The sequence below is a fragment of the Actinoplanes utahensis genome, assembly GCF_016862455.1.
Lineage (GTDB): Bacteria > Actinomycetota > Actinomycetes > Mycobacteriales > Micromonosporaceae > Actinoplanes > Actinoplanes utahensis.
Genome location: NZ_BOMZ01000017.1, coordinates 57,153 through 78,626, shown reverse-complemented (window position 1 = coordinate 78,626; position 21,474 = coordinate 57,153). Strand labels below are relative to the sequence as shown.

Annotated in this window: 18 protein-coding genes and 1 pseudogene; 5 read left to right on the top strand and 14 right to left on the bottom strand. The window is 70.8% G+C overall.

The features are described from left to right. Window positions 1-199: 199 nt before the first annotated feature. The 11 genes and pseudogenes from Aut01nite_RS05500 to nfi all read right to left on the bottom strand — a co-directional run bounded on the left by Aut01nite_RS05500 (window position 200) and on the right by nfi (window position 12,610). Window positions 200-916 carry a ComF family protein gene (locus Aut01nite_RS05500; RefSeq protein WP_043522016.1) on the bottom strand — a complete coding sequence of 239 codons (717 nt, stop codon included), beginning with the start codon at window positions 914-916 and terminating at the stop codon, window positions 200-202. Between the two features lies 1 nt (window position 917). After that, window positions 918-2,735: an LpqB family beta-propeller domain-containing protein gene (locus tag Aut01nite_RS05495; RefSeq protein WP_204037449.1), complete on the bottom strand. Its 1,818-nt coding sequence runs from the start codon at window positions 2,733-2,735 to the stop codon at window positions 918-920. Next, complete coding sequence (mtrB, locus tag Aut01nite_RS05490) at window positions 2,735-4,366, bottom strand: MtrAB system histidine kinase MtrB (protein WP_083998465.1); 1,632 nt, start codon at window positions 4,364-4,366, stop codon at window positions 2,735-2,737. The genes Aut01nite_RS05495 and mtrB overlap by 1 nt, the downstream gene beginning before the upstream one ends. 53 nt (window positions 4,367-4,419) lie before the next feature. Beyond that, complete coding sequence (mtrA, locus tag Aut01nite_RS05485) at window positions 4,420-5,109, bottom strand: MtrAB system response regulator MtrA (RefSeq protein ID WP_043522017.1); 690 nt, start codon at window positions 5,107-5,109, stop codon at window positions 4,420-4,422. A gap of 126 nt (window positions 5,110-5,235) precedes the next feature. Next, complete coding sequence (locus Aut01nite_RS05480; RefSeq protein WP_043522018.1) at window positions 5,236-5,445, bottom strand: DUF397 domain-containing protein; 210 nt, start codon at window positions 5,443-5,445, stop codon at window positions 5,236-5,238. Between the two features lie 45 nt (window positions 5,446-5,490). Further along, complete coding sequence (locus tag Aut01nite_RS05475) at window positions 5,491-6,339, bottom strand: helix-turn-helix domain-containing protein (protein WP_043522224.1); 849 nt, start codon at window positions 6,337-6,339, stop codon at window positions 5,491-5,493. 1,019 nt (window positions 6,340-7,358) lie between these two features. After that, on the bottom strand, window positions 7,359-8,546 hold the full coding sequence (manA, locus tag Aut01nite_RS05470) for a mannose-6-phosphate isomerase, class I (protein ID WP_043522019.1): 1,188 nt from the start codon (window positions 8,544-8,546) through the stop codon (window positions 7,359-7,361). A gap of 211 nt (window positions 8,547-8,757) precedes the next feature. After that, entirely contained in the window at window positions 8,758-9,984 is a 1,227-nt protein-coding gene (locus Aut01nite_RS05465) for an SIS domain-containing protein (protein WP_043522020.1), read from the bottom strand. Window positions 9,985-10,280: 296 nt separating this feature from the next. Continuing rightward, window positions 10,281-10,442: pseudogene (locus tag Aut01nite_RS05460) on the bottom strand (Trm112 family protein); the annotation flags it as partial. 44 nt (window positions 10,443-10,486) lie between these two features. Beyond that, window positions 10,487-11,866 (bottom strand): phosphomannomutase/phosphoglucomutase, encoded by a 1,380-nt coding sequence (locus Aut01nite_RS05455; RefSeq protein WP_043522022.1) that lies wholly within the window; start codon window positions 11,864-11,866, stop codon window positions 10,487-10,489. 87 nt (window positions 11,867-11,953) lie between these two features. Then, entirely contained in the window at window positions 11,954-12,610 is a 657-nt protein-coding gene (gene nfi / locus Aut01nite_RS05450; RefSeq protein WP_043522024.1) for a deoxyribonuclease V, read from the bottom strand. Window positions 12,611-12,678: 68 nt separating this feature from the next. On the opposite strand from nfi, the gene Aut01nite_RS05445 reads away from it, so the two are divergent. From Aut01nite_RS05445 to Aut01nite_RS05430, 4 genes are all read left to right on the top strand, one after another. Further along, on the top strand, window positions 12,679-13,932 hold the full coding sequence (locus tag Aut01nite_RS05445; protein WP_201775420.1) for a GAF domain-containing protein: 1,254 nt from the start codon (window positions 12,679-12,681) through the stop codon (window positions 13,930-13,932). A 32-nt stretch (window positions 13,933-13,964) separates the two neighbouring features. Then, window positions 13,965-15,488: an acetaldehyde dehydrogenase ExaC gene (gene exaC, locus Aut01nite_RS05440; protein WP_043522025.1), complete on the top strand. Its 1,524-nt coding sequence runs from the start codon at window positions 13,965-13,967 to the stop codon at window positions 15,486-15,488. A 66-nt stretch (window positions 15,489-15,554) separates the two neighbouring features. Next, window positions 15,555-15,926 (top strand): DUF779 domain-containing protein, encoded by a 372-nt coding sequence (locus tag Aut01nite_RS05435; protein ID WP_043522228.1) that lies wholly within the window; start codon window positions 15,555-15,557, stop codon window positions 15,924-15,926. 223 nt (window positions 15,927-16,149) lie between these two features. Next, on the top strand, window positions 16,150-17,028 hold the full coding sequence (locus Aut01nite_RS05430) for a polysaccharide deacetylase family protein (protein ID WP_236642487.1): 879 nt from the start codon (window positions 16,150-16,152) through the stop codon (window positions 17,026-17,028). Window positions 17,029-17,082: 54 nt separating this feature from the next. On the opposite strand, the gene Aut01nite_RS05425 is transcribed toward Aut01nite_RS05430, so the two are convergent. Beyond that, window positions 17,083-17,445 (bottom strand): DUF3499 domain-containing protein, encoded by a 363-nt coding sequence (locus tag Aut01nite_RS05425; RefSeq protein WP_043522026.1) that lies wholly within the window; start codon window positions 17,443-17,445, stop codon window positions 17,083-17,085. Window positions 17,446-17,631: 186 nt separating this feature from the next. Here Aut01nite_RS05425 and Aut01nite_RS05420 point away from each other — a divergent pair, with 186 nt between their 5' ends. Then, the gene (locus Aut01nite_RS05420) at window positions 17,632-18,108 is read left to right on the top strand and encodes a metallopeptidase family protein (protein ID WP_043522028.1); all 477 of its coding nucleotides are present in this window, start codon (window positions 17,632-17,634) and stop codon (window positions 18,106-18,108) included. A gap of 7 nt (window positions 18,109-18,115) precedes the next feature. On the opposite strand, the gene Aut01nite_RS05415 is transcribed toward Aut01nite_RS05420, so the two are convergent. Further along, entirely contained in the window at window positions 18,116-18,373 is a 258-nt protein-coding gene (locus Aut01nite_RS05415; protein ID WP_043522029.1) for a WhiB family transcriptional regulator, read from the bottom strand. Window positions 18,374-18,886: 513 nt separating this feature from the next. Further along, on the bottom strand, window positions 18,887-21,373 hold the full coding sequence (locus tag Aut01nite_RS05410) for a bifunctional FO biosynthesis protein CofGH (protein WP_043522230.1): 2,487 nt from the start codon (window positions 21,371-21,373) through the stop codon (window positions 18,887-18,889). Window positions 21,374-21,474 lie beyond the last annotated feature (101 nt).

Here is a 21,474-nt window from a genome sequence, read left to right as displayed (position 1 = left end):
CGTGTCGGGATCGACCACCTGACACGGCCTATGAGAGTGAGACGACTCCTTTCCGGTGCGGCGGAAGCGCTCCCGGTGGCGGACGGGTATGTCACTCGTCCTCGTCACCTAGACGCTAACCTGCCTATGCCCGCCCGTCACCCCTCGTTCGGGATACCGGAAGGCTGACCTTCGCCTCTATCGGCACCCGAAGGTCAGGTCAGAGGCCAATGCCGGGACGGGTTCCGCGCAATTGCGTCGCTGCGAGCACTGCGGCACCTGTGACCTGCATGTCCGCCTCCTCAAGCCGGCGTGCCACCGCCGCCAGAGTGGCCCCGGTGGTGACGATGTCATCCGCCACCACAAGCGTGCCTCGGGATCTCCCGTCGCGCCGCAGAACGCTGATTCGGGGTGTCATTCGCAGGGAATTGACAGCTACGGTCGCCCGTTCGGATGCATCCAATGACGTTGAGTCAGGACGCGGCAGTGCACGCAGCGGCTGCACGACGTCGACCCGGTAACCGGCCGTCCGCAACCGGCGGGCCGCGTGGCCGGCGAGCCGGGCCATGTGGTCGCCGTACCGCTCCCGGCGCGCCGCCGACGTGGACGGCACCGGGATCAGGGTCACCGGCCGGTCCCGGGGCGCGAGCGCCGCGACGGCGCCGGCCAGCAGCGCGCCGAGCGGCCGGGCGAGCCGGTGCCGGCCCTTCTCCTTGTACGCCAGGAGCGCGCCCCGCAGCGCCCCGCCGTACGCCCCGACCGCCACGCAGGACGGAAACCCGGCCGGCGGTGGGGTCGGCACGGCAACCCGGGGCCGCAGCCTCTCCAGCTCCGCCACACAGCCCGCACAGGTCCCGTAGGTGAGCCGCACCCGCTCCGCCCCGCACCCCGCGCACACGCCGGGCAGCACCAGATCGGCCAGCTCCCCCAGAACCATGTCAGTTCAGGAACAGCGGCGCGCCGGGCACCACGCCGTCGCGTTTCTGCTCGGGCGGTCCGGCCAGGTGCTCGGCGGTGATCTGCAGGGAGGTGGTGAACGCCTCCCACGCGTCGCTGCCGGTCGAGTAGAGCACCGAAGTGCCGAACGCGCTGAGCGCCGGGTTCGCCGGGCAGGCCGTCAGGTAGGTCACCGAGACCTTGCCCATGTCCCGCACCACGTCCGACTGCAGCGCCCCGTCGATCGACACGTTCAGCATGGCGGTCCGGTCGCCGTTGCCCACGCCGCTCACGGTGAGCCAGGATTCGCCGCTGAAGTCCACCGCTGTCACGGTCCGCAACGGCGGTTCCAGCTCCTCCAGCCCGGACAGCGCCAGCGCCAGCCGGTCTCCACTGACGGTGAGGACCGCCCGGTAGAGCCGGCCGCCGGCGACGAGGGCCACCCGGTGCCCGTCCGGCGCGACGGTTATCGCGCTGATCGGCCCGTCCACGCCCTGCCACTGGACCAGTTGCGCCGGGCCGCCCTGCGCCTGGAAGCGCCAGAGCCTGCCGTCCGCTATCACCAGCCCGACCCCGCCCTCGGTCCCCGCGACCGGGGTGATCGCCCACACCGGGTAGCCGATACCGGGCGGCAGGCCGGAGACGTCCTTCAGCGCGGCCGTCGTGCCGAGCGGGGCGGTGCCCACCCGGAGCTGCTCGCCCTTGCCGGAGCCGGTCACCACGGCGGTGAAGATGTCCGTGCCGGAGGTGCTCAGGGCGGCGCGGGAGATGTCCTTGTTGGCTTCCGCGGCGATGCCCGGGACCGAGTCGGCGTTCGGCCGCTCGATGTCCTCCAGCCGCCGGATGGCGCGGTTGTAGACCACGTACCGCTCCGGGGAGACCGAGCCCGAGCGGTAGGCCAGGTTGCTGGTCAGGAAGTCGGTGCCGGAGTAGCTGCGGGTCTCCTGGTGGCCGACCCGCAGATCCAGGAACTCCGGGAGCAGCCGGCGCAGCGACCACTGCACCTGCCGGCGCAACCGGTCCAGCGCCTGCTCGGTGCCCTCGGTCGGCAGGGCCTGCGCGCTCAGCGTGATCACCAAGCGGTCCTGATCGATCTCGGGGACCTTGCCCTCCAGCTTGGTGCCGTCCGGCAGGACCTCGACCGCGTCCCGCAGCCACGGTGCCGGGCCGGCGATCAGCCAGTTCAGGATGACCGTCGGTTCCTGCTCGATCGGCACGTCGTTCAGCAGGTACCGCACGTCCGGAACCAGGCCGGTGCGCTCGGTGTTCCAGAAGTAGATCGTCCGCTCGTCGTAGAAGTCGGCCAGCGCGGTGTCACTGAGCAGCAGGAACGGCGGCGCGTTCGTGACGTAGAGGCCGTCGCCGGTGACCTCCTCCAAGCCGAACTCATATCGGCTGACCGTGTTGGAGCGCTCGGCGGCCGGCTCCAGCAGGCCGTTCTTGCCGAGCGTGCCGACCAGTTCGTAGTCGATGCTGACCCGCTCCTGTCCGGCGTCCAGCAGCGGTGAGCTGGTGAGCCGGATCACCCGCAGAGTGGCGGCCGGGCTGAATCTAGCCCGCGCGGCAGGCGACATGAACTGCTTGACCCGCTCCAGGGCGCCGTCGTAGTCGCCGGCGGCGGCCCGCAGATAGTTGTTGACGAACTGCACCCGGTCGCTCGTCGAATCCCGGGTGACCTGGTTGCGTGAACTCCCGTTGCCCGTCGAGGTGCCGCCGGACGGGCCGGGGCCGAGGTCCGTCACCCCGGACTCGTCGGCGATCCCGCAGCCGCCCAGCAACAGCACGACGACTGCCGCACCGGCGATCACACGGCGCACCATCAGCTCACCTCCGCGGTCCGGTCCCGGGGGATCAACGGCAACGGCGCGGCGACCAGCCGGTCACCGGCCCGCACCGGCAGGGTCAGACGGAACTGGGCGCCCTCGCCGGGCGCACCCCACGCCTCCAGCCACCCGCCGTGCAGCCGGGCGTCCTCGACGCTGATGGACAGGCCGAGTCCGGTGCCGCCGGTCTGCCGGGCCCGGGACGGATCGGCCCGCCAGAACCGGTTGAACACCAGGCGCTCCTCGCCGGGTTTCAAGCCGATGCCGTGGTCGCGGACGGTGATCGCCACCGCCGCGTCGTCGGTCGCCATGGTGATCTGCACCGGTTTCGCCTCGCCGTGCTCGATCGCGTTGCCCACCAGGTTGCGCAGCACCCGCTCGACCCGCCGGGGGTCGACCTCGGCGATCACCGGGGTGTCCGGCAGGCGCAGGTCCAGCTCGACACCGACCCGCTCGGCCAGGCCGGACAGCCGCTCGGCCACCCGCTCGGCGATCGGGACCAGGTCGGTGTGCTCGGCGTCCAGCGCGGCGAACCCGGCGTCGAACCGGCTGATCTCCAGCAGGTCGGTGAGCAGCTCCTCGAAGCGGTCCAGCTCGGCCTGCAGCAGCTCGGCGCTGCGCGCGACGGCCGGATCGAAATCCTCCCGCTCGGAGAAGATCAGATCGGCGGCCATCCGTACGGTCGTCAACGGCGTCCGCAGCTCGTGCGACACGTCCGAGGTGAACCGCCGCTGCAGCCGGGACATCTCCTCCAGCCGCACGATCTGCCGCTGCAGGTTGGCCGCCATCTGGTTGAACGCCGCCGCCAGCAGCGCCAGGTCGTCCTCGCCGTTGACCTTCATCCGCTGGTCGAGCAGGCCCGCGGAGAGCCGCTGGGCGGTCCGTGCGGCGACCCGGACCGGGGTCACCACCAGCCGGGTGACCAGGCCCGCCACCACACCCAGCAGGATCACCAGGGCCAGACCGGTGGCCAGCACCGTGGTGCGGATCAGGTTGGCGTCCTGGTCCTCGCTGGTCAGCGGGACCATGTAGTAGAGCTCGACATGGCCGAACTTGGTCGGCACGGGTGACCCGTACACCAGGTATTTGATCGTCTCGCCGTTGATCTCGGCGGTCCGGATCTGGCTCGCCTTGCGCCCCGAGCCGGACGACACCCTGCTGATCATCTCGGCGGTGAGCAGGGCCCGGGTATCCACGTCGCTGGGCACGGCGACGGCCTGGAGCTGGTCGGTGTGCCGCTCCGCCCGGATCGAGATGATCGTCTTGCCGCGGGCCGCCGGATCGCCGTCGGCCAGCTCGTTGACCAGGTCGTTGATCGCGCTGGGCAGCTCCGGGTCACGGGCCTGCGGGTAGAGGGTGAGCTGGCGGAACGCGTACTCCACCTTGCTGCTCATCACCGTGTCGGCCTCACGCTCGGCACGGCTCAGCAGGATCTCGGCGCTGCGATTGGCGATGTACGCCCCGAAGGTGCCGACCAGCAGGCTGGACGCGACCAGGGTGAGCGCCACCACTCGCAGCTGCAGCGAACGGCGCCAGGCCCGGCGGGCCGGCGCCGTGAAACGCTGCAGGTGGTGGGCGACCACGCGCCACCAGCGCCGCACCACTCGCAGGGCACGGCGCACGGGCATCGGGAGCCAGGTCGGAGCACGCATCTCGCGGCAAGGTTAGCCGCTGGAAGCGGTCACCCGGTGCCCGCCTTGTAGCCGACACCACGGACCGTCAGGATGATCTCCGGCCGCTCCGGATCCGGCTCTATCTTGGCGCGCAGCCGCTGGACGTGCACGTTGACCAGCCGGGTGTCGGCGGCATGCCGGTAACCCCAGACCTGCTCCAGCAGCACCTCGCGGGTGAAGACCTGGCGCGGCTTGCGGGCCAGCGCCACCAGCAGGTCGAACTCCAGCGGGGTGAGCTTCACCTCCTCGCCGTCGCGGGCCACGGTGTGCGCCGGGACGTCGATGGTGATCTGGTTGCCGGGCGGGCCGATGGTCAGCATCTCCGGCGCGGCGTCCTCACCGCGGCGCAGCCGGGCCCGCATCCGGGCGACCAGTTCCTTGGGCTTGAACGGCTTCACCACGTAGTCGTCGGCGCCGGACTCCAGGCCCAGCACCACGTCCACGGTGTCGCTCTTGGCGGTCAGCATCACGATCGGGACACCCGACTCGGCGCGGATCGCCCGTGCGACGTCGATGCCGCTCATGCCCGGCAGCATCAGGTCGAGCAGGACGATGTCCGGGCGGTTCTCCCGGAAGGCGGCCAGGGCACGCTCACCGTCCGCGACGAAGGAGGGAAGGAATCCCTCGCTGCGCAGGACGATGCCGAGCATCTCGGCCAACGCGGGATCGTCATCGACGACCAGTACCCGGGCTCTCATGCGGTCCAATATTGCACTGTCCTCCCGGTCCTCGCGCTACCTGGGGGGCGATCTTGCCCGGGAGCCTACTCGCAGACATAGAAAAACGGGCGGCCCCGGACCGGGACCGCCCGTGGCGCGCACCGGTCACACGCCGGGCCGGTCGAACTCCCCTGCACGAACTCCGGCGATGAAGCCGGTCCAGTCACCGGTGCCGAAGGAGAGCACCGGGCCGGTGACGTCCTTCGAGTCGCGAACCTTCACCGCGGCCGGGGCCTCGGCGACTTCGACGCAGTGTCCGGCAGCGCCACTGCGGCTGCTCTTGCGCCAGGTCAGCGTGGTGTCGTTCATGGTCATCTCCTTACCGTGGAATGCAACTCCATTGGACCCCACGGACGAAGATCACCGAGCCAATTGATCCCTCGTCTCAGCGATGGCCGTTCGGCTCTGTTCTGGCGACGAAGCGCGTTCGTGCAGGTCATCGAAGGCGTTCTGATAGACGTCGATCTCCTCGGGCTTCACCCTGAAGAGGCCGCCGGTCAGCCCTTCGATGTGCACCACCGGGTTACGGGTGCCAGGCGGAAACTCCATGATCATGAACGACTCGGTCAGCCCGGCGTGCGCCCCCGCCCCGAACGGCAGGATCAGCAACTCCACCCCCGGACTCCCACTGGCCTCATAAAGCCGGTCGAGCTGACGGCGCTGCACCTCCGGCCCGCCGATCTGCCGGTGCAGGACCGCCTCGTCCAGGACGATCCGCAGGTGCGGCGGCAACGGCCGGATCGGCGACTTCTGCCGGGCCATCCGCAACGCCAGCCGGCGCCGCAGAATCTCCGAGTCGTCGACGTCCGCGCCGGCCTCGATCACCGCACGCGCGTACTCGTCGGTCTGCAGCAGGCCCGGAACCACCTGCGCCTCCCACTCGGCGATCCGCATCGCCTCGCCCTCCAGGGCCAGGTACTCGTCGTAGGGATCGGGCACCGACGACCGGTACTCCGTCCACCACGCCCGCGTCCGGCCCCGACGAGCCAGGTCACGCAGCCGCCCACGGTCCTCGATCGCGACGCCGTACAACGTGAGCAGCCGGTCCAGGTCCGGCTCACTGATCCCGGTGTGCGCAGTCTCGATCCGGCTGAGTTTCGACTCCGACCATCCGAGCGCCGTAGCGACGTCGACCGCGCGGCGCTCACCGCGAAGCCGGCGCAGTTCACCGCCGAGCTCCCGGCGTGCTGTCGATGTCGGCCTCGCCACGCCGCCCACCATATCGACGCATCGGCCCCTCGGTGCAACTTGCACACACTCTTCGGTACCGGCGCCGCACCCGATCGACCGTCACGCAGCGACATGCGGCCTGCTCGCCGGGCCTCGGCCGAGGCGCGGGCCGCCCAGCACATACACCCCGACGGGGTACTCCGCGACGGCTCTCCGCGGGCCGATCAAACCCTTCCAACCCAGGTTGTACGACCTGAATCGCCCCGAAAACCTCAACCCGTCCCGTGCCGGTCCCCCGCGACGACCACGCGTCACTCACCCCGACTGCCGCGCCTCCGCTCACCCCCAGCCGCCACCTGGCCCCATCCCGACCGCCGCGCCTCCGGTCCCCCCGTCGCCACTTGACCTCACCCCGACTGCCGCACGCCCGCTCACCTCGAGCCGCTCGAACCCCATCCCGGCTGCCGGGTCTGCGTTCCTACAATCCGGACCCCCGGCTCATGATCCGAAGCTCATCCCCGGGCCGTCATCCGAGTCGGAAATAGCGAACGGGGCGACAGGCCTAAGCCCGCCGCCCCGTTCATCCCCCCGGTTTGGTACCGCGCGCGTCCGTGGGACCCCCCGATCACCAATGACGCTGCGTGCTCTTAGATTCACACTCCGCAACCGTCATGTCAAGTTATTTGCAGAAATTTCGGTCGTGGCTCGCTTACGGGGAGCCACCGCCCCAGTGCCTACCGACCCGGGACGACGAGGAGAGATCGGCGCTGGACCGTCCGTGCCGCGGCGGCTCTTGCCCGGCTGGCTCTCACTGCCGCCTCCCGCCGCTCGAGACAGCCCTGAGAGCCAGCCGACGTTCCCGGCTGGCCGCCACAGCTGACTCGAAATCGGGCATCACCGCAGCTCATGCCTTGATCGAAAGCGTTATGCCAACCGCCGGCCGGGACGATGGCGGCGCAGAGGCGGGCGGTCGGCCCGGGACGGCCGCAGCGAAAAGGGCGGCCGGCCCGGGACGGCGGCGGCGAGCTGGTGGGCGTCGGATGATGGGCAGGTGGGCGTCAGGTGGGGACGGCGGCGACGAAGAGACGGCCGGTTCCAGCGACCTTGATGGCGCCGGCGGCGGCGGGGATGTAGGCGGCGGTTCCGGCGGTGAGTTCGACCGGGGTGCCGTCCTCGCTCTGGCCGGTGAAGACGGTTCCTTCGACGCACAGGACGATGCGGGGGCCGTGGGCCGGGACCTCGATGGGCGGGCGGGTGCCGTTCAGGTCGATCCGGTAGAGGACGAAGTCGGGCACCGGGACGGTCCAGGTGTCGACGCCGGGCTCGATCGGGGTGGCGGGCAGCAGCGGGTCATCGAGGACCTCGAAGCGCAGCACCCGCATCAGCTCGTCCACGTCGACGCGTTTCGGGGTGAGGCCGCCGCGCAGCACGTTGTCGCTGGCCGCCATCAGTTCGACGCCGAGGCCGCTGAGGTAGGCGTGCAGGTTGCCGGCCGGCATCCAGATCGCCTCGCCGGGGGCCAGGCGCACTCGGTTGAGCAGCAGCGCGACGAGCACCCCCGGATCGCCCGGGTAGTGGCGGGCCAGGTCGAGGACCAGCGTGGCCGAGTCGGCATGCTCGTGGTCGCCGGGCACGGCGCGGGCCGCGGCCACCACCTCGTCGATCAGCGGGCCCCGGTCGCCGGCCGGCCAGGTGAGCAGCAGCCGGACCGCTTCGGCGAGGTCACCGCCGGTCAGGGCGGTCACCACCGGCTCCAGCCGGGGCACCTGGAACCCGGCGATGGCCGCGGCGGCGATCGCCGGGTTGCGGAAGCCGCACAGCGCCTCGAACGGCGTGAGCGCCACCAGCATCTCGGGCTTGTGGTTGGCGTCGGTGTAGTTCTTCGGGGCGGCCGGATCGGCCTCCTGCCGGGCGTACGCGGCTTTCGCGTACGCCGCGTCCGGATGGGCCTGCAACGACAGCGGGGCGGCGGCCGCCAGGACCTTCATCAGGTACGGCAGGCGCGCGCCGAACGTCGCCACGACGTCGTCGCCGAGTTGCCCGGCCGGGTCGCCGCCGATCAATGCGATCAGGTCGACCGGCCCGTCCGTGCCCGGAACGGTGGAGGGATCGCCGGGATGCGCGCCGAGCCACAGCTCCGCCTCGGGGTCCTCGGTGGGGGCGGGACGGCCCTGCAGCTCGGCGATCGCGGTCCGGGATCCCCAGGCATACGGCCGGATGGCTCCGGTCAACGGATACACGGTCATACCCGGCAAATTAGCAGTCTGCCGCACACTTTTGCGGGTCACGGCGGTTAACGCTCCGCGGCGTGACCTGCACTTACCGCTTTCCGCCGAGGTCCGAAGGGCAGGCCGCCGACCAACGGGATGGACAGCCCTTCGGACCCGGACGGCGAGCACTCACCGCAGGCCGCCACCTAACCGGTTGGACAGCCCTTCAGACCCGGACGGCGAGCACTCACCGCAGGTCGTCGGCGATCGGGTTGGACAGTTCCTTCATCTCGCTGATGGCGGGCACCGCCATCGGGTCGAGGCCGTGGGCCAGCGCCAGGTACAGCGAGGCGTAGTCGGGCACCGCGACCAGGGAGGCGAGCCGTTCCAGCGTGGAGCCGCCCTCGGCGGTGAGCACGTCGCAGCGGACACCGCGGCGGTCGGCGATGGTCTGGATGGCGTCGGCGCGCCGCTCCTCGACGGCGACCGGCTCGTCGGCGTCGTCCTCCGGGTTCAGGCCGCCGTCGCGGAAGACCACCAGGCGCAGCCGGGTCACGCTCTCGTCGGTGTCCTCGTCCGGGTCGGCGAAGATGTCCCGGGACCCCTCGGCCAGGCCGCCGAAGACGCCGTCGAGCAGGCCCACCCGGCCCCGGCCGGCCTCGCCGAGCGCACCGGCCATCACCGGGTAACGGGCGTTGGCGGCCAGGGTGTCGGCGAACCGCCGGGCCGCGACCGTGGCCAGCGGCGAGGAACCCCAGACGATCGGCACCGAGCCGGCCAGTCCGAGAGCGAGCTCCTTGGCCGGGTTGACGAACGAGTCGGCGCCGGGACGGCAGCGCTCGGCGTCGGCGTCCAGCCGGGTCGCGGTCTCGGCGATGTCCGCCTCGGCCAGCTTGGCGATGCCCAGCGCACGGCCGGCGAACAGCACCGGGATGGTCAGGCCCCACAGGGTGGCGCGGGCCGGGGCCCGGCGCGGCACGCCGATGAACGGGGCGCGGGCCCGTTCGGCGAGGGCCTCCAGGTCGGAGCCGGGATTGCCGATGGCGACCAGGCGGGCGCCGCGGCGGGCGGCGGCCTCGGCGGCGGCCAGCGCCTCGGGGCTGCGGCCGGAGGCGGAGACCGCGATCACCACGTCGGCCGCGCCGACCCAGCCGGGCACGCCGGCGCTGCGGTGGCCGATGATCGGCACCGGGCAGCGCGGGCCGGCGACGGTGGCCAGGATGCTGCCGGTGAGACCGGCCGTGCCGATGCCGGCGACCACGACGGCGCGCGGGCGGCCCTCGTCGGCGAGCATGCTCAGGTCGACCTCGGAGGCCAGGGCCGCGGCCTCGCGCACCTGCGCACCGGCCGAGGCGGTGGCGCGCAGCATGCCGCCGGGGTCGTTGCCGAGCATCGACTTCTCGTCGTTGAGCAGCGACTCGTCGGCGACGCGATGACCGTTGACCCCGGAGGATCCGCTCAGTGGGCTGACCATCAGTTCTTCCCCTCCTCAGCGGCGTCGTCATCCCCGGCGCCGGAGGCGGCGGCGGGAACCGCGGCAGGCGCTTCCCCCGCACCGGAAGCAGCGGCAGCGGCAGCGGCCGGAACCGTGGCAGCAGCATCCCCGGCACCGGAAGCAGCGGCAGCGGCGGGAACCGTGGCGGGAGCGTCCCCGGCGCCGGAAGCGGCAGGAGCAGAAGCACCCGCGGTGCCGGAAGCGGCGGTGGAAGCAGCACCGGAAGCAGCGGTGGAAGCGGCTTCACCCGGCGCCGCGGACGAGGCGCCGGGTGAGCGGGCCTCGTCCAGCAGCAGGATCGGGATGTCGTCCCGGATCTCGAAGATCCGGCCGCACTCGGTGCACGTCAGCGTCTGAGCGCCGGCATCGTGCTCGAGGGGCGCGTGATGGGTGTCCGGGCAGGCCAGAATCTCCAGCAACTGCTGATCGAGCGCCACCGAGTTACTCCTCATCGCCACGTGAAACTCCGGTCGTGGCGATCCTATCCACGAACGATGGCGAGGACCTCGTCACGTAGCTTTGCCATCCGATCCGCGTCGGGCGCTTCCACGTTGAGACGCAGGAGCGGCTCCGTGTTGGACGCCCGCAGGTTGAACCAGGAACCGTCTCCGACCTGCACGGTCATACCGTCCAGCTGGTCCACGGCGGCGTCCGGGAAGGCCGCCCGCACCTCGGCGATCTTGGCGGCGGAGTCGGCCACCGTGGAGTTGATCTCACCGGAGGCGGCGTACCGCTCGTATTCGGCGGCGTACTCCGACAGCGGCTGCGGCTGGCCGCCGAGCGCGGCGAGCACGTGCATGGCCGCGAGCATGCCGGTGTCGGCGAACCAGAAGTCGCGGAAGTAGTAGTGCGCCGAGTGCTCGCCGCCGAAGACCGCGTTGGTCGCCGCCATCTCCGCCTTGATGAAGGAGTGGCCGACCCGGCTGCGCACCGGCTTCCCACCGTTCTCCGCGATGATCTCGGGGACCGCGGCCGAGGTGATCAGGTTGTGGATGATCGTGCTGCCCGGGAACTTGGCCAGCTCACGGGCGGCGACCAGCGCGGTGATCGCGGACGGCGAGACGGGGTCGCCGTTCTCGTCGATGACGAAGCAGCGGTCGGCGTCGCCGTCGAAGGCGAGGCCGATGTCGGCGCCCTGCTCGCGGACCGCCTTCTGCAGGTCGACGAGGTTGCGCGGGTCCAGCGGGTTGGCCTCGTGGTTGGGGAACGAGCCGTCCAGTTCGAAGAAGAGCGGCACGATGGACAGCGGCAGGGCCGGGAGCACCTGGTCGCCGAGGACCGCGGGGACGGTGTAACCGCCCATGCCGTTGCCGGCGTCGACGATGACCTTGAGCGGCCGGATGCCGGAGAGGTCGACGAGCGAGCGCAGGTGGGCGGCGTAATCGGCGAGCAGGTCCCGCTGCTCCACCCGGGACACGCCGTCGGCCTCCGCGTTCAGGTCGGCGAGCAGCTGCTGGGCGCGCTGGCGGACGATGACGAGGCCGCTGTCCTGACCGACCGGGCGGGCGCCGGCCCGGCACAGTTTGATCCCGTTGTACTCCGCGGGGTTGTGGCTGGCGGTGAACATCGCGCCGGGCAGGCTGAGCGCGCCGGAGGCGTAGTAGAGCTGGTCGGTCGAGGCCAGCCCGATGTTGATCACGGCGGCGCCGGCCGCGTTGACGCCGCGGGCGAAGGCGGCGGCCAGACCGGGACCGGACTCGCGCATGTCGTGCCCGATCACGATCTGATCCGGCTCGTCACCGGACTCGCGCAACATCTCGACGAACGCCGTGCCGATCGCCCGGGCCACGGTCTCGTTGAACTGGTCCGGGACGATCCCCCGCACGTCGTACGCCTTGATGATCTGCGACAGATCAGACACTGCTCACCCCTTGCGCAAAAGTCCCCTTTGAGCCTGAGGGTATCGGAGCGTCCTGTCTCCCCAGGTTTCAACCGCGCGGCCGGAGGGTCAACTCAGAAGATCCCTGCAGGCACGGTCAGCGGCCCTCGTGGTCTCCGGCAGGCGATATCGCGGGGTCAGGTCCAATGTCAGCGCACAGGCCCGGTCCAGGCTGATCCGGTGTCCGACGGAGACGAAGACCGGTTTCACCCCGGTCCGGGTCCGCAGCACGGCGCCGACCGTCTCGCCCGCGTCGACCAGCGGCGACCGGGCGCCCCGCGGCTCGCCCACCGGCTCCCAGTCTCCCACCAGGCGGGTCTTCCCGACGCCGAACGCCGGAAGGCCGGTGAGCACGCCCAGGTGCGCGGCGAGACCGAACCGGCGCGGGTGGGCCAGCCCGTGCCCGTCGCAGATCAGCACGTCCGGCCGCACGCTCAGGCTGCCGAGCGCCTCCATCAGGGCGGGGATCTCACGGAAGGCGAAGAGCCCGGGGACGTACGGGAAGGCCGGGCGGCCTCGTACCACCGCGGTGTCCACGACCGAGAGGTCCGCGGTCCGCAGCACCACGACCGCGGCGGCGAGCCGCTGATCATCGAGGGAGTAGGCGACGTCGAGTCCGGCCACCGTCTCCGGAGCCGCCGGGGAATCGTCGTCGAGGACCAGGCGGGCACGCAGGGTGTCCTGCACGGCGAGGGCTTCTTCTTCGGTACGGGGCCAGGGCTGCACGGCCCGCAGCCTAGTTACTGTTGTCTCTTGACGTGACGGCGGTCACGATGGGGCAGGAGGTGCCGCCCGTGAACCCGTGGCTTGCCCTGACCCCCGGAGACGATCCCGCTGAGCGGATCCGCCAGATCGGCCGCGCCCATGAACGGTTCCTGGCCGGTGACCGGCAGCGAGGCCGGATGCGTGCCGTGGTCGCCGACTCCTGGGCGCGGTCGGCGGCGTTCGTGCGGGCCGACAGCACCGCCCCGATCGACCTGGCCGACGACGACCTGGAGGCGTACCGGTCGGCGCACCCGCTGGCCCGGGTCATGCCGATCCTCCGGGACCTGCTCGGCGGCCTGGCCGAGGACGGCGAGCACATCCTGGCCGTCTGCGACGCGCACGGCCGCCTGCTGTGGGTGGAGGGCCATCCGGCCACCCTGCGCGGCGCCGCGTCGATGAATTTCGTGCCGGGCGCCCGCTGGGACGAGGCTCACGCCGGAACGAACGCGCCCGGCACCGCCCTGGCCGTCGATCACGCGTTGCAGATCTTCGCGACCGAGCATTTCAGCCATCCGGTGCAGCGGTGGACGTGCGCGGCGGCGCCGGTGCACGATCCGGGCACCGGCCGGCTGCTGGGGGCGATCGACGTGACCGGTGGGGACCATCTGGCCAATCCGCACAGTCTGGCCCTGGTCCGGGCCACGGCGCTGGCCGCTGAGGCGTACCTCCGCGGAAGTGAGCCGGTGCGGCAGCAACCGCGAGTCGCGGCACTCGGCCGGGACGAGGCGGTGCTGGCGCTGGGAAGCCGGCGGATCCGCGTCAAACGGCGGCATTCCGAGCTGCTGGTGCTGCTCACCGTGCATCCGGAGGGCCGGACCGGGGATCAGCTCGGCATCGATCTGTACGGCGACGACATCAACCCGGTCACGATCCGGGCCGAGCTGTCCCGCCTGCGGCGCATCCTCGGCGCGGAGCTGCTCGACTCGCGGCCCTACCGGCTGCGCGCCGGCGTCGAGACCGACTTCGGCGCGGTGACCCGGCTGCTGGAGGCGGGCCGGACCGCCGACGCGCTGGCCGCCTATCCCGGGCCGCTGCTGCCCGCCTCGGACGCGCCGGGCATCGTCCGGCTGCGGCGGCTGCTGGACGACCGGCTGCGGGCGGCGCTGCTGGAGAGCGGCGACCGGCGGCTGCTGCGGACCTGGCTGAACAGCTCGTGGGGAAGCGACGATCTGGACCTCTGGGAGGCGTACGCCGCCCTGACGCCCGCCGATCCGCTGGCCGCCCGCCGGGTCGCCGCGCTGACCCGGGAATACGCGTGCAACGTCCGTGCAACGTGGCCGTGACTAGGGTCCGCCCCGAATGAGGAGGCGAGACCGTGACCGTCTATTCCCCGCCCGGTTCCGATGGCTCCATCGTCAGCTACCAGTCCCGCTACGACCACTACATCGGCGGTGAGTACGTCCCGCCGGCCAAGGGTCGGTATTTCGAGAACCCCTCCCCCGTGACGGGCCAGGTCTTCACCGAGGTCGCCCGCGGCACCGCCGACGACGTGGAACGGGCGCTGGACGCCGCGCACGCCGCCGCGCCCGCCTGGGGCCGCACCTCGCCCACCGAGCGCGCGAACGTCCTCAACCGGATCGCCGACCGGATGGAGCAGAACCTGGAGAAGCTGGCCGTCGCCGAGGCCTGGGAGAACGGCAAGCCGGTTCGGGAGACGCTGGCCGCCGACCTGCCGCTGGCGATCGACCACTTCCGTTACTTCGCCGGGGCGATCCGCGCTCAGGAGGGCACCGCGGGCGAGCTCGACGAGGACACCGTCGCCTACCACTTCCACGAGCCGCTCGGTGTGGTCGCCCAGATCATCCCGTGGAACTTCCCGATCCTGATGGCGGTCTGGAAGCTGGCCCCGGCCCTGGCCGCCGGCAACGCGGTGGTGCTGAAGCCGGCCGAGCAGACCCCGGCCTCGATCCACTACCTGTTCTCGCTGATCGGCGACCTGATCCCGGCCGGCGTGGTGAACATCGTCAACGGCTTCGGCGTCGAGGTGGGCAAGCCCCTGGCCAGTTCGAGCCGGGTGGCCAAGGTGGCGTTCACCGGCGAGACCACCACCGGCCGCCTGATCATGCAGTACGCCTCGGAGAACCTGATCCCGGTCACCCTGGAGCTGGGCGGCAAGAGCCCGAACATCTTCTTCGACGACGTCAGCCGGGCCGACGACGAGTTCTACGACAAGGCCCTGGAAGGCTTCGCGATGTTCGCCCTCAACCAGGGCGAGGTGTGCACCTGCCCGTCCCGGGCGCTGATCCAGCAGAGCCACTACTCCGACTTCCTGGCGGCCGGGGTGAAGCGGGTGGAGAACCTCAAGCAGGGCAATCCCCTCGACACCGACACGCAGGTCGGCGCGCAGGCGTCCAACGACCAGCTGGAGAAGATCCTGTCGTACCTCGACATCGGCCGGCAGGAGGGCGCCCGCGCCCTGGTCGGCGGCGCGAAGGCGGAGATGCCCGGCGACCTGGCCGGCGGGTACTACATCCAGCCGACGATCTTCGAGGGCCGCAACACCATGCGGATCTTCCAGGAGGAGATCTTCGGGCCGGTGGTGTCGGTCACGCCGTTCAGCGACTTCGACGACGCCATCAGGATCGCCAACGACACGCTGTACGGCCTCGGCGCCGGCGTGTGGACGCGGGACGGCAACCAGGCGTACCGGGCCGGGCGGGCGATCAAGGCGGGCCGGGTGTGGACCAACTGCTACCACCTGTACCCGGCGCACGCGGCGTTCGGCGGTTACAAGCAGTCCGGCATCGGCCGGGAGAACCACCGGATGATGCTCGACCACTACCAGCAGACGAAGAACCTGCTGGTCAGTTACTCCCCCAAAGCCCTCGGCTTCTTCTAGAGATGGCCACTGTGCCGACCTTCGCCATGTCCTCCCGGCCCTTGCTTCGCTGCGGTGCAGTCGGCCATGGCTAGCCGCGTAGACGTGACTCCCGCGGCCGCCGATCTGATGCGGCGGCTGCGGGAGGCGCACGGCCCGCTGATGTTCCACCAGTCCGGCGGCTGCTGCGACGGCAGCGCGCCGATGTGCTACCTGGAAGGCGAGTTCCGTACCGGCGGATCCGACGTCCTGCTGGAGTCTCTGGCGATCGAGGGGGTGCCGGAGCCGATCAGGTTCTGGATGTCGGCCGCGCAGTTCGCACTCTGGAAGCACACGCACCTGACGGTGGACGTGGTCCCCGGCCGCGGTTCCGGTTTCTCGCTGGAAGCGCCGGAGGGCGTACGTTTTCTGATCCGCTCCCGTCTGCTGACCGAGCGGGAGCTGGCTGAGCTGGGATGACCCGGCATCGATCAGGGGGCGGGGCCGCGTCGGTCCGCCCCCTGCCCGGTTAGACCTTTCGGACATTTAACATCTTGACCGCACCCCATCGGTGACTCGCGATCCGGCTTCGACGAAACTTGAGAGAGTTACCGGATTCGCGCCAAACGAAACATGCGGGCTGGCGGCCGGCGCGATCGCGAGGCATCGTCGGCAGTCTCGCGAACCGACCTGGGGAGGTCTCTTGATACGGCTGTCGCACACCCGGAAGGCTCTGGCGATCAGCGTCGCGCTGATCCTGACGGGCCTGGTCGGTCAAGCGACCGCGGCGACCACCACCGCCGCGCGGGACAGCGCGGCGCCCGTCACCTCGGCGAGCCCCGGGCCCAGCACTCCGGCGCCGGGGAGACCCGTCGCCACGAAGCCCGCGCCGAAGCCGACCAAGACCAAGCCGCGCACCGAGAGCGCCCCGATCAGCGCGGTCACGATCACCAAGCCCAAGGGCAAGGGCAAGACCGGGCCGGCCGGGAGCCTGCTGGTCACCGGCACCAAGGGGGTCGCGCTGACCTTCGACGACGGACCCGACCCGCAGTACACACCCGCTCTCCTCAAGTTACTCGCCAAGGAGAAGGTGAAGGCCACTTTCTGCCTGGTCGGCACGCAGGCCCGGCGGCATCCGGATCTGGTCAAGGCGATCGCCGCGGGCGGGCACAGCTTCTGCAACCACTCCTGGAACCACGACCTCAAGCTGGGCAAGCGCCAGCCGAAGGCGATCCGCGCCGACTTCGAGCGCGCCAACGCCGCGATCCGCGCCGCCGTCCCGAACGCGAAGATCCGCTACATGCGGGCGCCCGGCGGCAACTTCACCCCGCCGATGGTCAAGGTCGCCGCCGAGATGGGCATGCACTCGATCTACTGGAAGGTCGACCCCCGGGACTGGGAGCACCTGCCCGGCCAGTCCGGCGCCCAGCACCGCAACAAGATCATTCGCATCGTCAAGGGCCAGACCCGGCCCGGCGCGATCGTGCTCGCCCACGACTACGCGCAGCCGGAGACCATCGCCGCCTTCCGCACCCTGCTGCCGTACCTGCGCAAGCGCTTCCAGCTCGTCGCTCTCACCTGAGCCCACGCGACGTCCACGCCGGGTCACGACGCGGCGTGGGCGTCCTCCACGCCGTCAGTGCGACGGTGGGATGACGCGCAGATGCCCGCGGCGGCCGGTCTGGTGACCCGGAGTGTGGTCGGAGTCGTCGGGACGCGGCGGGACGGGACGGGCGGCTTCGCGGACGGCCTCGGCCAGGGCGACCAGGTCGTCGGTGGTGGGGGGTGGGGGCGCGAAGTCGCCGTCGTGGCGGACCAGCTCCCAGCCTCGCGGGGCGGTGAGGCTGCGGGCGTGCGTCTCGCACAGGTCATACGTATGGGGTTCGGCGAAGGCCGCGAGGGGGCCCACGACGGCCGTCGAGTCGCCGTAGACGTAGGTCAGGGTGGCGACCGCCTGTCGGGGACAGCCGTTCCGGGAGCAGCGCCGTGGTGACCTCACGGCGGCAACTTATCTCCCCGTTCGCGATTCTGGGTCGTGTTGCCCCGCGACACGCCGGACGGAGCGCATCACGAATTCGGCGACGGTCGTTAGACACGCCGCCCCGTGCGGGCGAATCAACGGCGCGGACACACGGGGACAACGGGCTGACCACGTACATCGGCCGGGTGGGGATACGCTGGCCGCGTGACCACCAGCCCCGAACGCCGCCGGACGGACGGTAAGACGACGCGTAAGCCCGGACCGGGCCATCCCGCACGACGGGATCGGCACGGGCGTGGCCTGCGCGGCCGCCTGGTGCCCGCGACCGTGCCGCTGGCGCGTACCAAAGCGGAGATCTTCGACGACCTGGTGCTGGACACCGTCGAGAGCCTGGAGCGGCGCTATGCCAAAGAGTTGGCCGGCGTGGAGTTCGCGGTCGAGGACGTGCCACCGGAGCTGAACGTCTACGACTCCGACGTGCTCGAGGACGGCGAGGTGCCCCTGGCCCGGCTGCTGCCGGGTCGTCCGGGGCGGCATGAGCTGCCACCGCGGATCGTGTTGTACCGGCGCCCGCTGGAGTTCCGGGCGATGGATCGGGAGGACCTCGCCGACCTCGTCCACGACGTGATCATCGAGCAGGTTGCCAACCTGCTCGGGGTGGATCCCGACGAGCTGGCCTAGGGTTTGCTCAGGCCACTCGCCGCTTCAGCTTGCGACGTTCACGTTCGGACAGTCCACCCCAGATCCCGAAACGTTCGTCGTGGCCGAGTGCGTACTCCAGACACTCGGTCTTCACATCACAGCGGCCGCAGATGCGCTTCGCCTCGCGCGTCGAGCCGCCCTTCTCAGGGAAGAAAGCCTCGGGATCGGTCTGTGAACACAGTGCCCGTTCCTGCCACTCGGGCGCGTCCCCGAGCAGGTCTACCCCTTCAACCTGCGCTTCCATCGGCGTGCCTCCAAATTTCCGCGCCAGCATGAAGCCGGCGCTGACCCCCCACGCACGCAGCGTGTTTATGCGGGTTCGACGCCTTTATGCCGCATCGTCCCCGCAACCCCACCAAAATTACACGCGTGTAAGACGTGCGCCGTCAACCCGAACCTGGTAATTGAGCCCGCTTCACCGACGCTTGCGGACGGATCGCGGACCCGTTGTTGCCATATCTGTCCAGGCCGCCGGAAGGTAACGCGAATCAGAACCTACGCGTCCAATTTAACCCGTTTTGTGACCTAGGGGCAGGGGGTCCCCCAACCCGGGTCAACCGAATGGATCATGCGAACCCCCGTGCCGACCTCGGGCAGGCATGACACCCGAACCCCGCACACCGCACCGCGACCAGCCCAGTGTGTCGAATGCGGGCGTCGAGGACGGCCGAATTCCACACACGGGACTGCGAGCGGTGCGGCGTGCGAGGTTCGGGCACGCGTCACGGCCGAACTCCACACACTGGATCTTGCCCAGTCAGCGGCGTCCGTACACCGTGGTGCGTTCCACAGCGGGACGGCCCGCCGAAGCGGCCAGTTCCTTCAACTCCGCGACGGTCCGTGCGGATCCGTGCTCGGAGCCGGCCATCCGGGAGATCGTCTCCTCCATCAGGGTTCCGCCGAGGTCGTTGCATCCACTGTTGAGCATCACCCGGGTGCCCTCGTCGCCGAGTTTCACCCACGAGCACTGGATGTTGTCGATCCGGCCGTGCAGCAGGACGCGGGCCATCGCGTGCACGGCGCGGTTCTCCCGCCAGGTGGGGCCGGGGCGGGCGATGCCGGCCAGATAGATCGGGGCGTTGGTGTGGATGAACGGCAGCGCCACGAACTCGGTGAAGCCGCCCGTCACGTCCTGGATGCCGGCCAGCACCCGGAAGTGGCCGAGCCACTGCCGGGGGTGGTCGACGTGGCCGTACATCATCGTCGAGCTGGACCGGATGCCCACCTGATGGGCGGTGGTGACCACCTCGATCCAGGTGGAGGCGGGCAGCTTGCCCTTGGTCAGCACCCAGCGCACGTCGTCGTCGAGGATCTCGGCGGCGGTGCCGGGGATGGTGCCGAGACCGGCCTCCTTCAGCTCGGTCAGCCACTCCCGCAGCGAGACGCCCGCCTTCGCGGCGGCGGTGACGATCTCCATCGGGGAGTACGCGTGGACATGCATCCCGGGCACCCGCTGCTTCACGGCACGGACCAGGTCGGCGTACGCCGTGACGGGCATCTTGGGGTCGATGCCGCCCTGCATGCACACCTCGGACGCGCCGTCCCGCCACGCCTCCTCCGCCCGGTCGGCGACCTGCTCGACCGACAGCCGGTACGCGTCGGCGTCCTTCTCCCGCTGGGCGAACGCGCAGAACCGGCAGCCGACGTAACAGACGTTCGAGAAGTTGATGTTGCGGTTCACCACGTACGTGATGTCGTCGCCGTTGACCTCGCGCCGCAGCCCGTCGGCGATCCGGGCGAGCTCGTCCAGAGCCGCTCCGTCGGCGTTGAACAACGCCATCGCCTTGTCCTCGTTCTTCTCCAGGAGGAGGGCGCCCGGGTCGTCAGAAGCCAGCTTGAGCGCGGCCAGCACGTCGGTCGGCATCCGCTCGGGAGCACTCTTGACGTGCGCGGCCACCTCGTCCCAGTCGCCGTAGACGGCGTCGAAGTCGGAACGCCGGTCGCCGGTCCGGCCGTCGGTGTCGATGCTCTGGAAGAGGTCGGTGCGACCGCTGCCGAACGACTCGTCGGGCTCCTGCCACGGGAGGCCCGCCGGTTTCACGTCGGCGCCCAGGCCGTCCGCGGTGGCCAGCGCGGCGACGTGGGCTTTCAGCCGCGGGTCCAGCCAGCCCTCGTCGCCCCGGCGCACGTACTCCGGGTAGATCGTGAGCCGCTCCTTCAAGGTGAATCCGGACTTCTCGGACATTTCGGCGAGAATGTCGATCTGCGGCCAGGGGCGCTCCGGGTTCACGTGGTCCGGAGTCACCGGCGACACGCCACCCCAGTCGTCGATCCCGGCGCGCAGCAGCAGCGAGAACTCGTCGTCGATCAGGTTCGGCGGGGCCTGGATCCGGGCCCGCGGACCCATGATGATCCGCGCCACGGCCACCGTCGCCGCCAGCTCCCGCAGCTCCGCGTCCGGCATCCCACGCATCGCGGTGTCCGGCTTGGCCCGGAAGTTCTGAACGATGACCTCTTGGATGTGCCCGTACTCCCGGGCGGCGCGGCGGATCGCGAACAGCGAGTCGACCCGCTCGGCGACCGTCTCACCGATGCCGATCAGGATGCCGGTGGTGAACGGCACACCGACCCGGCCGGCGTCGTCGAGCACCCGCAGCCGGACCGCCGGCTCCTTGTCGGGGGAGCCGAAGTGCGGCCCGCCCTTCTCCGACCAGAGCCGGGTGGCGGTGGTCTCCAGCATCATGCCCATGCTCGGCGCCACCGGCTTGAGCCGCTGCAACTCGGCCCAGCTCATCACGCCCGGGTTGAGGTGCGGCAGCAGGCCGGTCTCCTCGAGCACGGCGATCGCGCAGGCCCGCACGTAGTCGAGCGTCGAGTCGTAACCGCGCTCGTCGAGCCACTGCCGGGCGGCCGGCCAGCGCTCCTCCGGCCGGTCGCCGAGGGTGAACAGCGCCTCCTTGCAGCCCTGCGCCGCGCCCTGCCGGGCGATCTCCAGGACCTCGTCGCGCTCCAGGAACGGCGCGGGCAGCTTGTGCGGCACGGTGGCGAACGTGCAGTAGTGACACCGGTCCCGGCAGAGCCGGGTCAGCGGGATGAAGACCTTGCGCGAGTACGTCACGACGCCTGGCCGCCCCGCCTCACGCAGGCCCGCGTCCCGGATGCCACCGGCGATGGCCAGGAGTTCGTCGAATCTGTCTCCGGTGGCCGCGAGCAGCGCGGTCGCCTCGTCGGCGTCGATCGCTTTACCGTCGGCGGCGCGGCGCAGTGCGCGACGGATGCTCGCCTCGGTCGGTACGGTTTCCACGTTGACCTCTACCACACCAGGCAGCCTAGGCCGGATTCGTTTCGCCTGTCGCCCGTGGTCACCGGCCCCGGGCCGTGTCCTGAAACACCCTCGGACCCGGA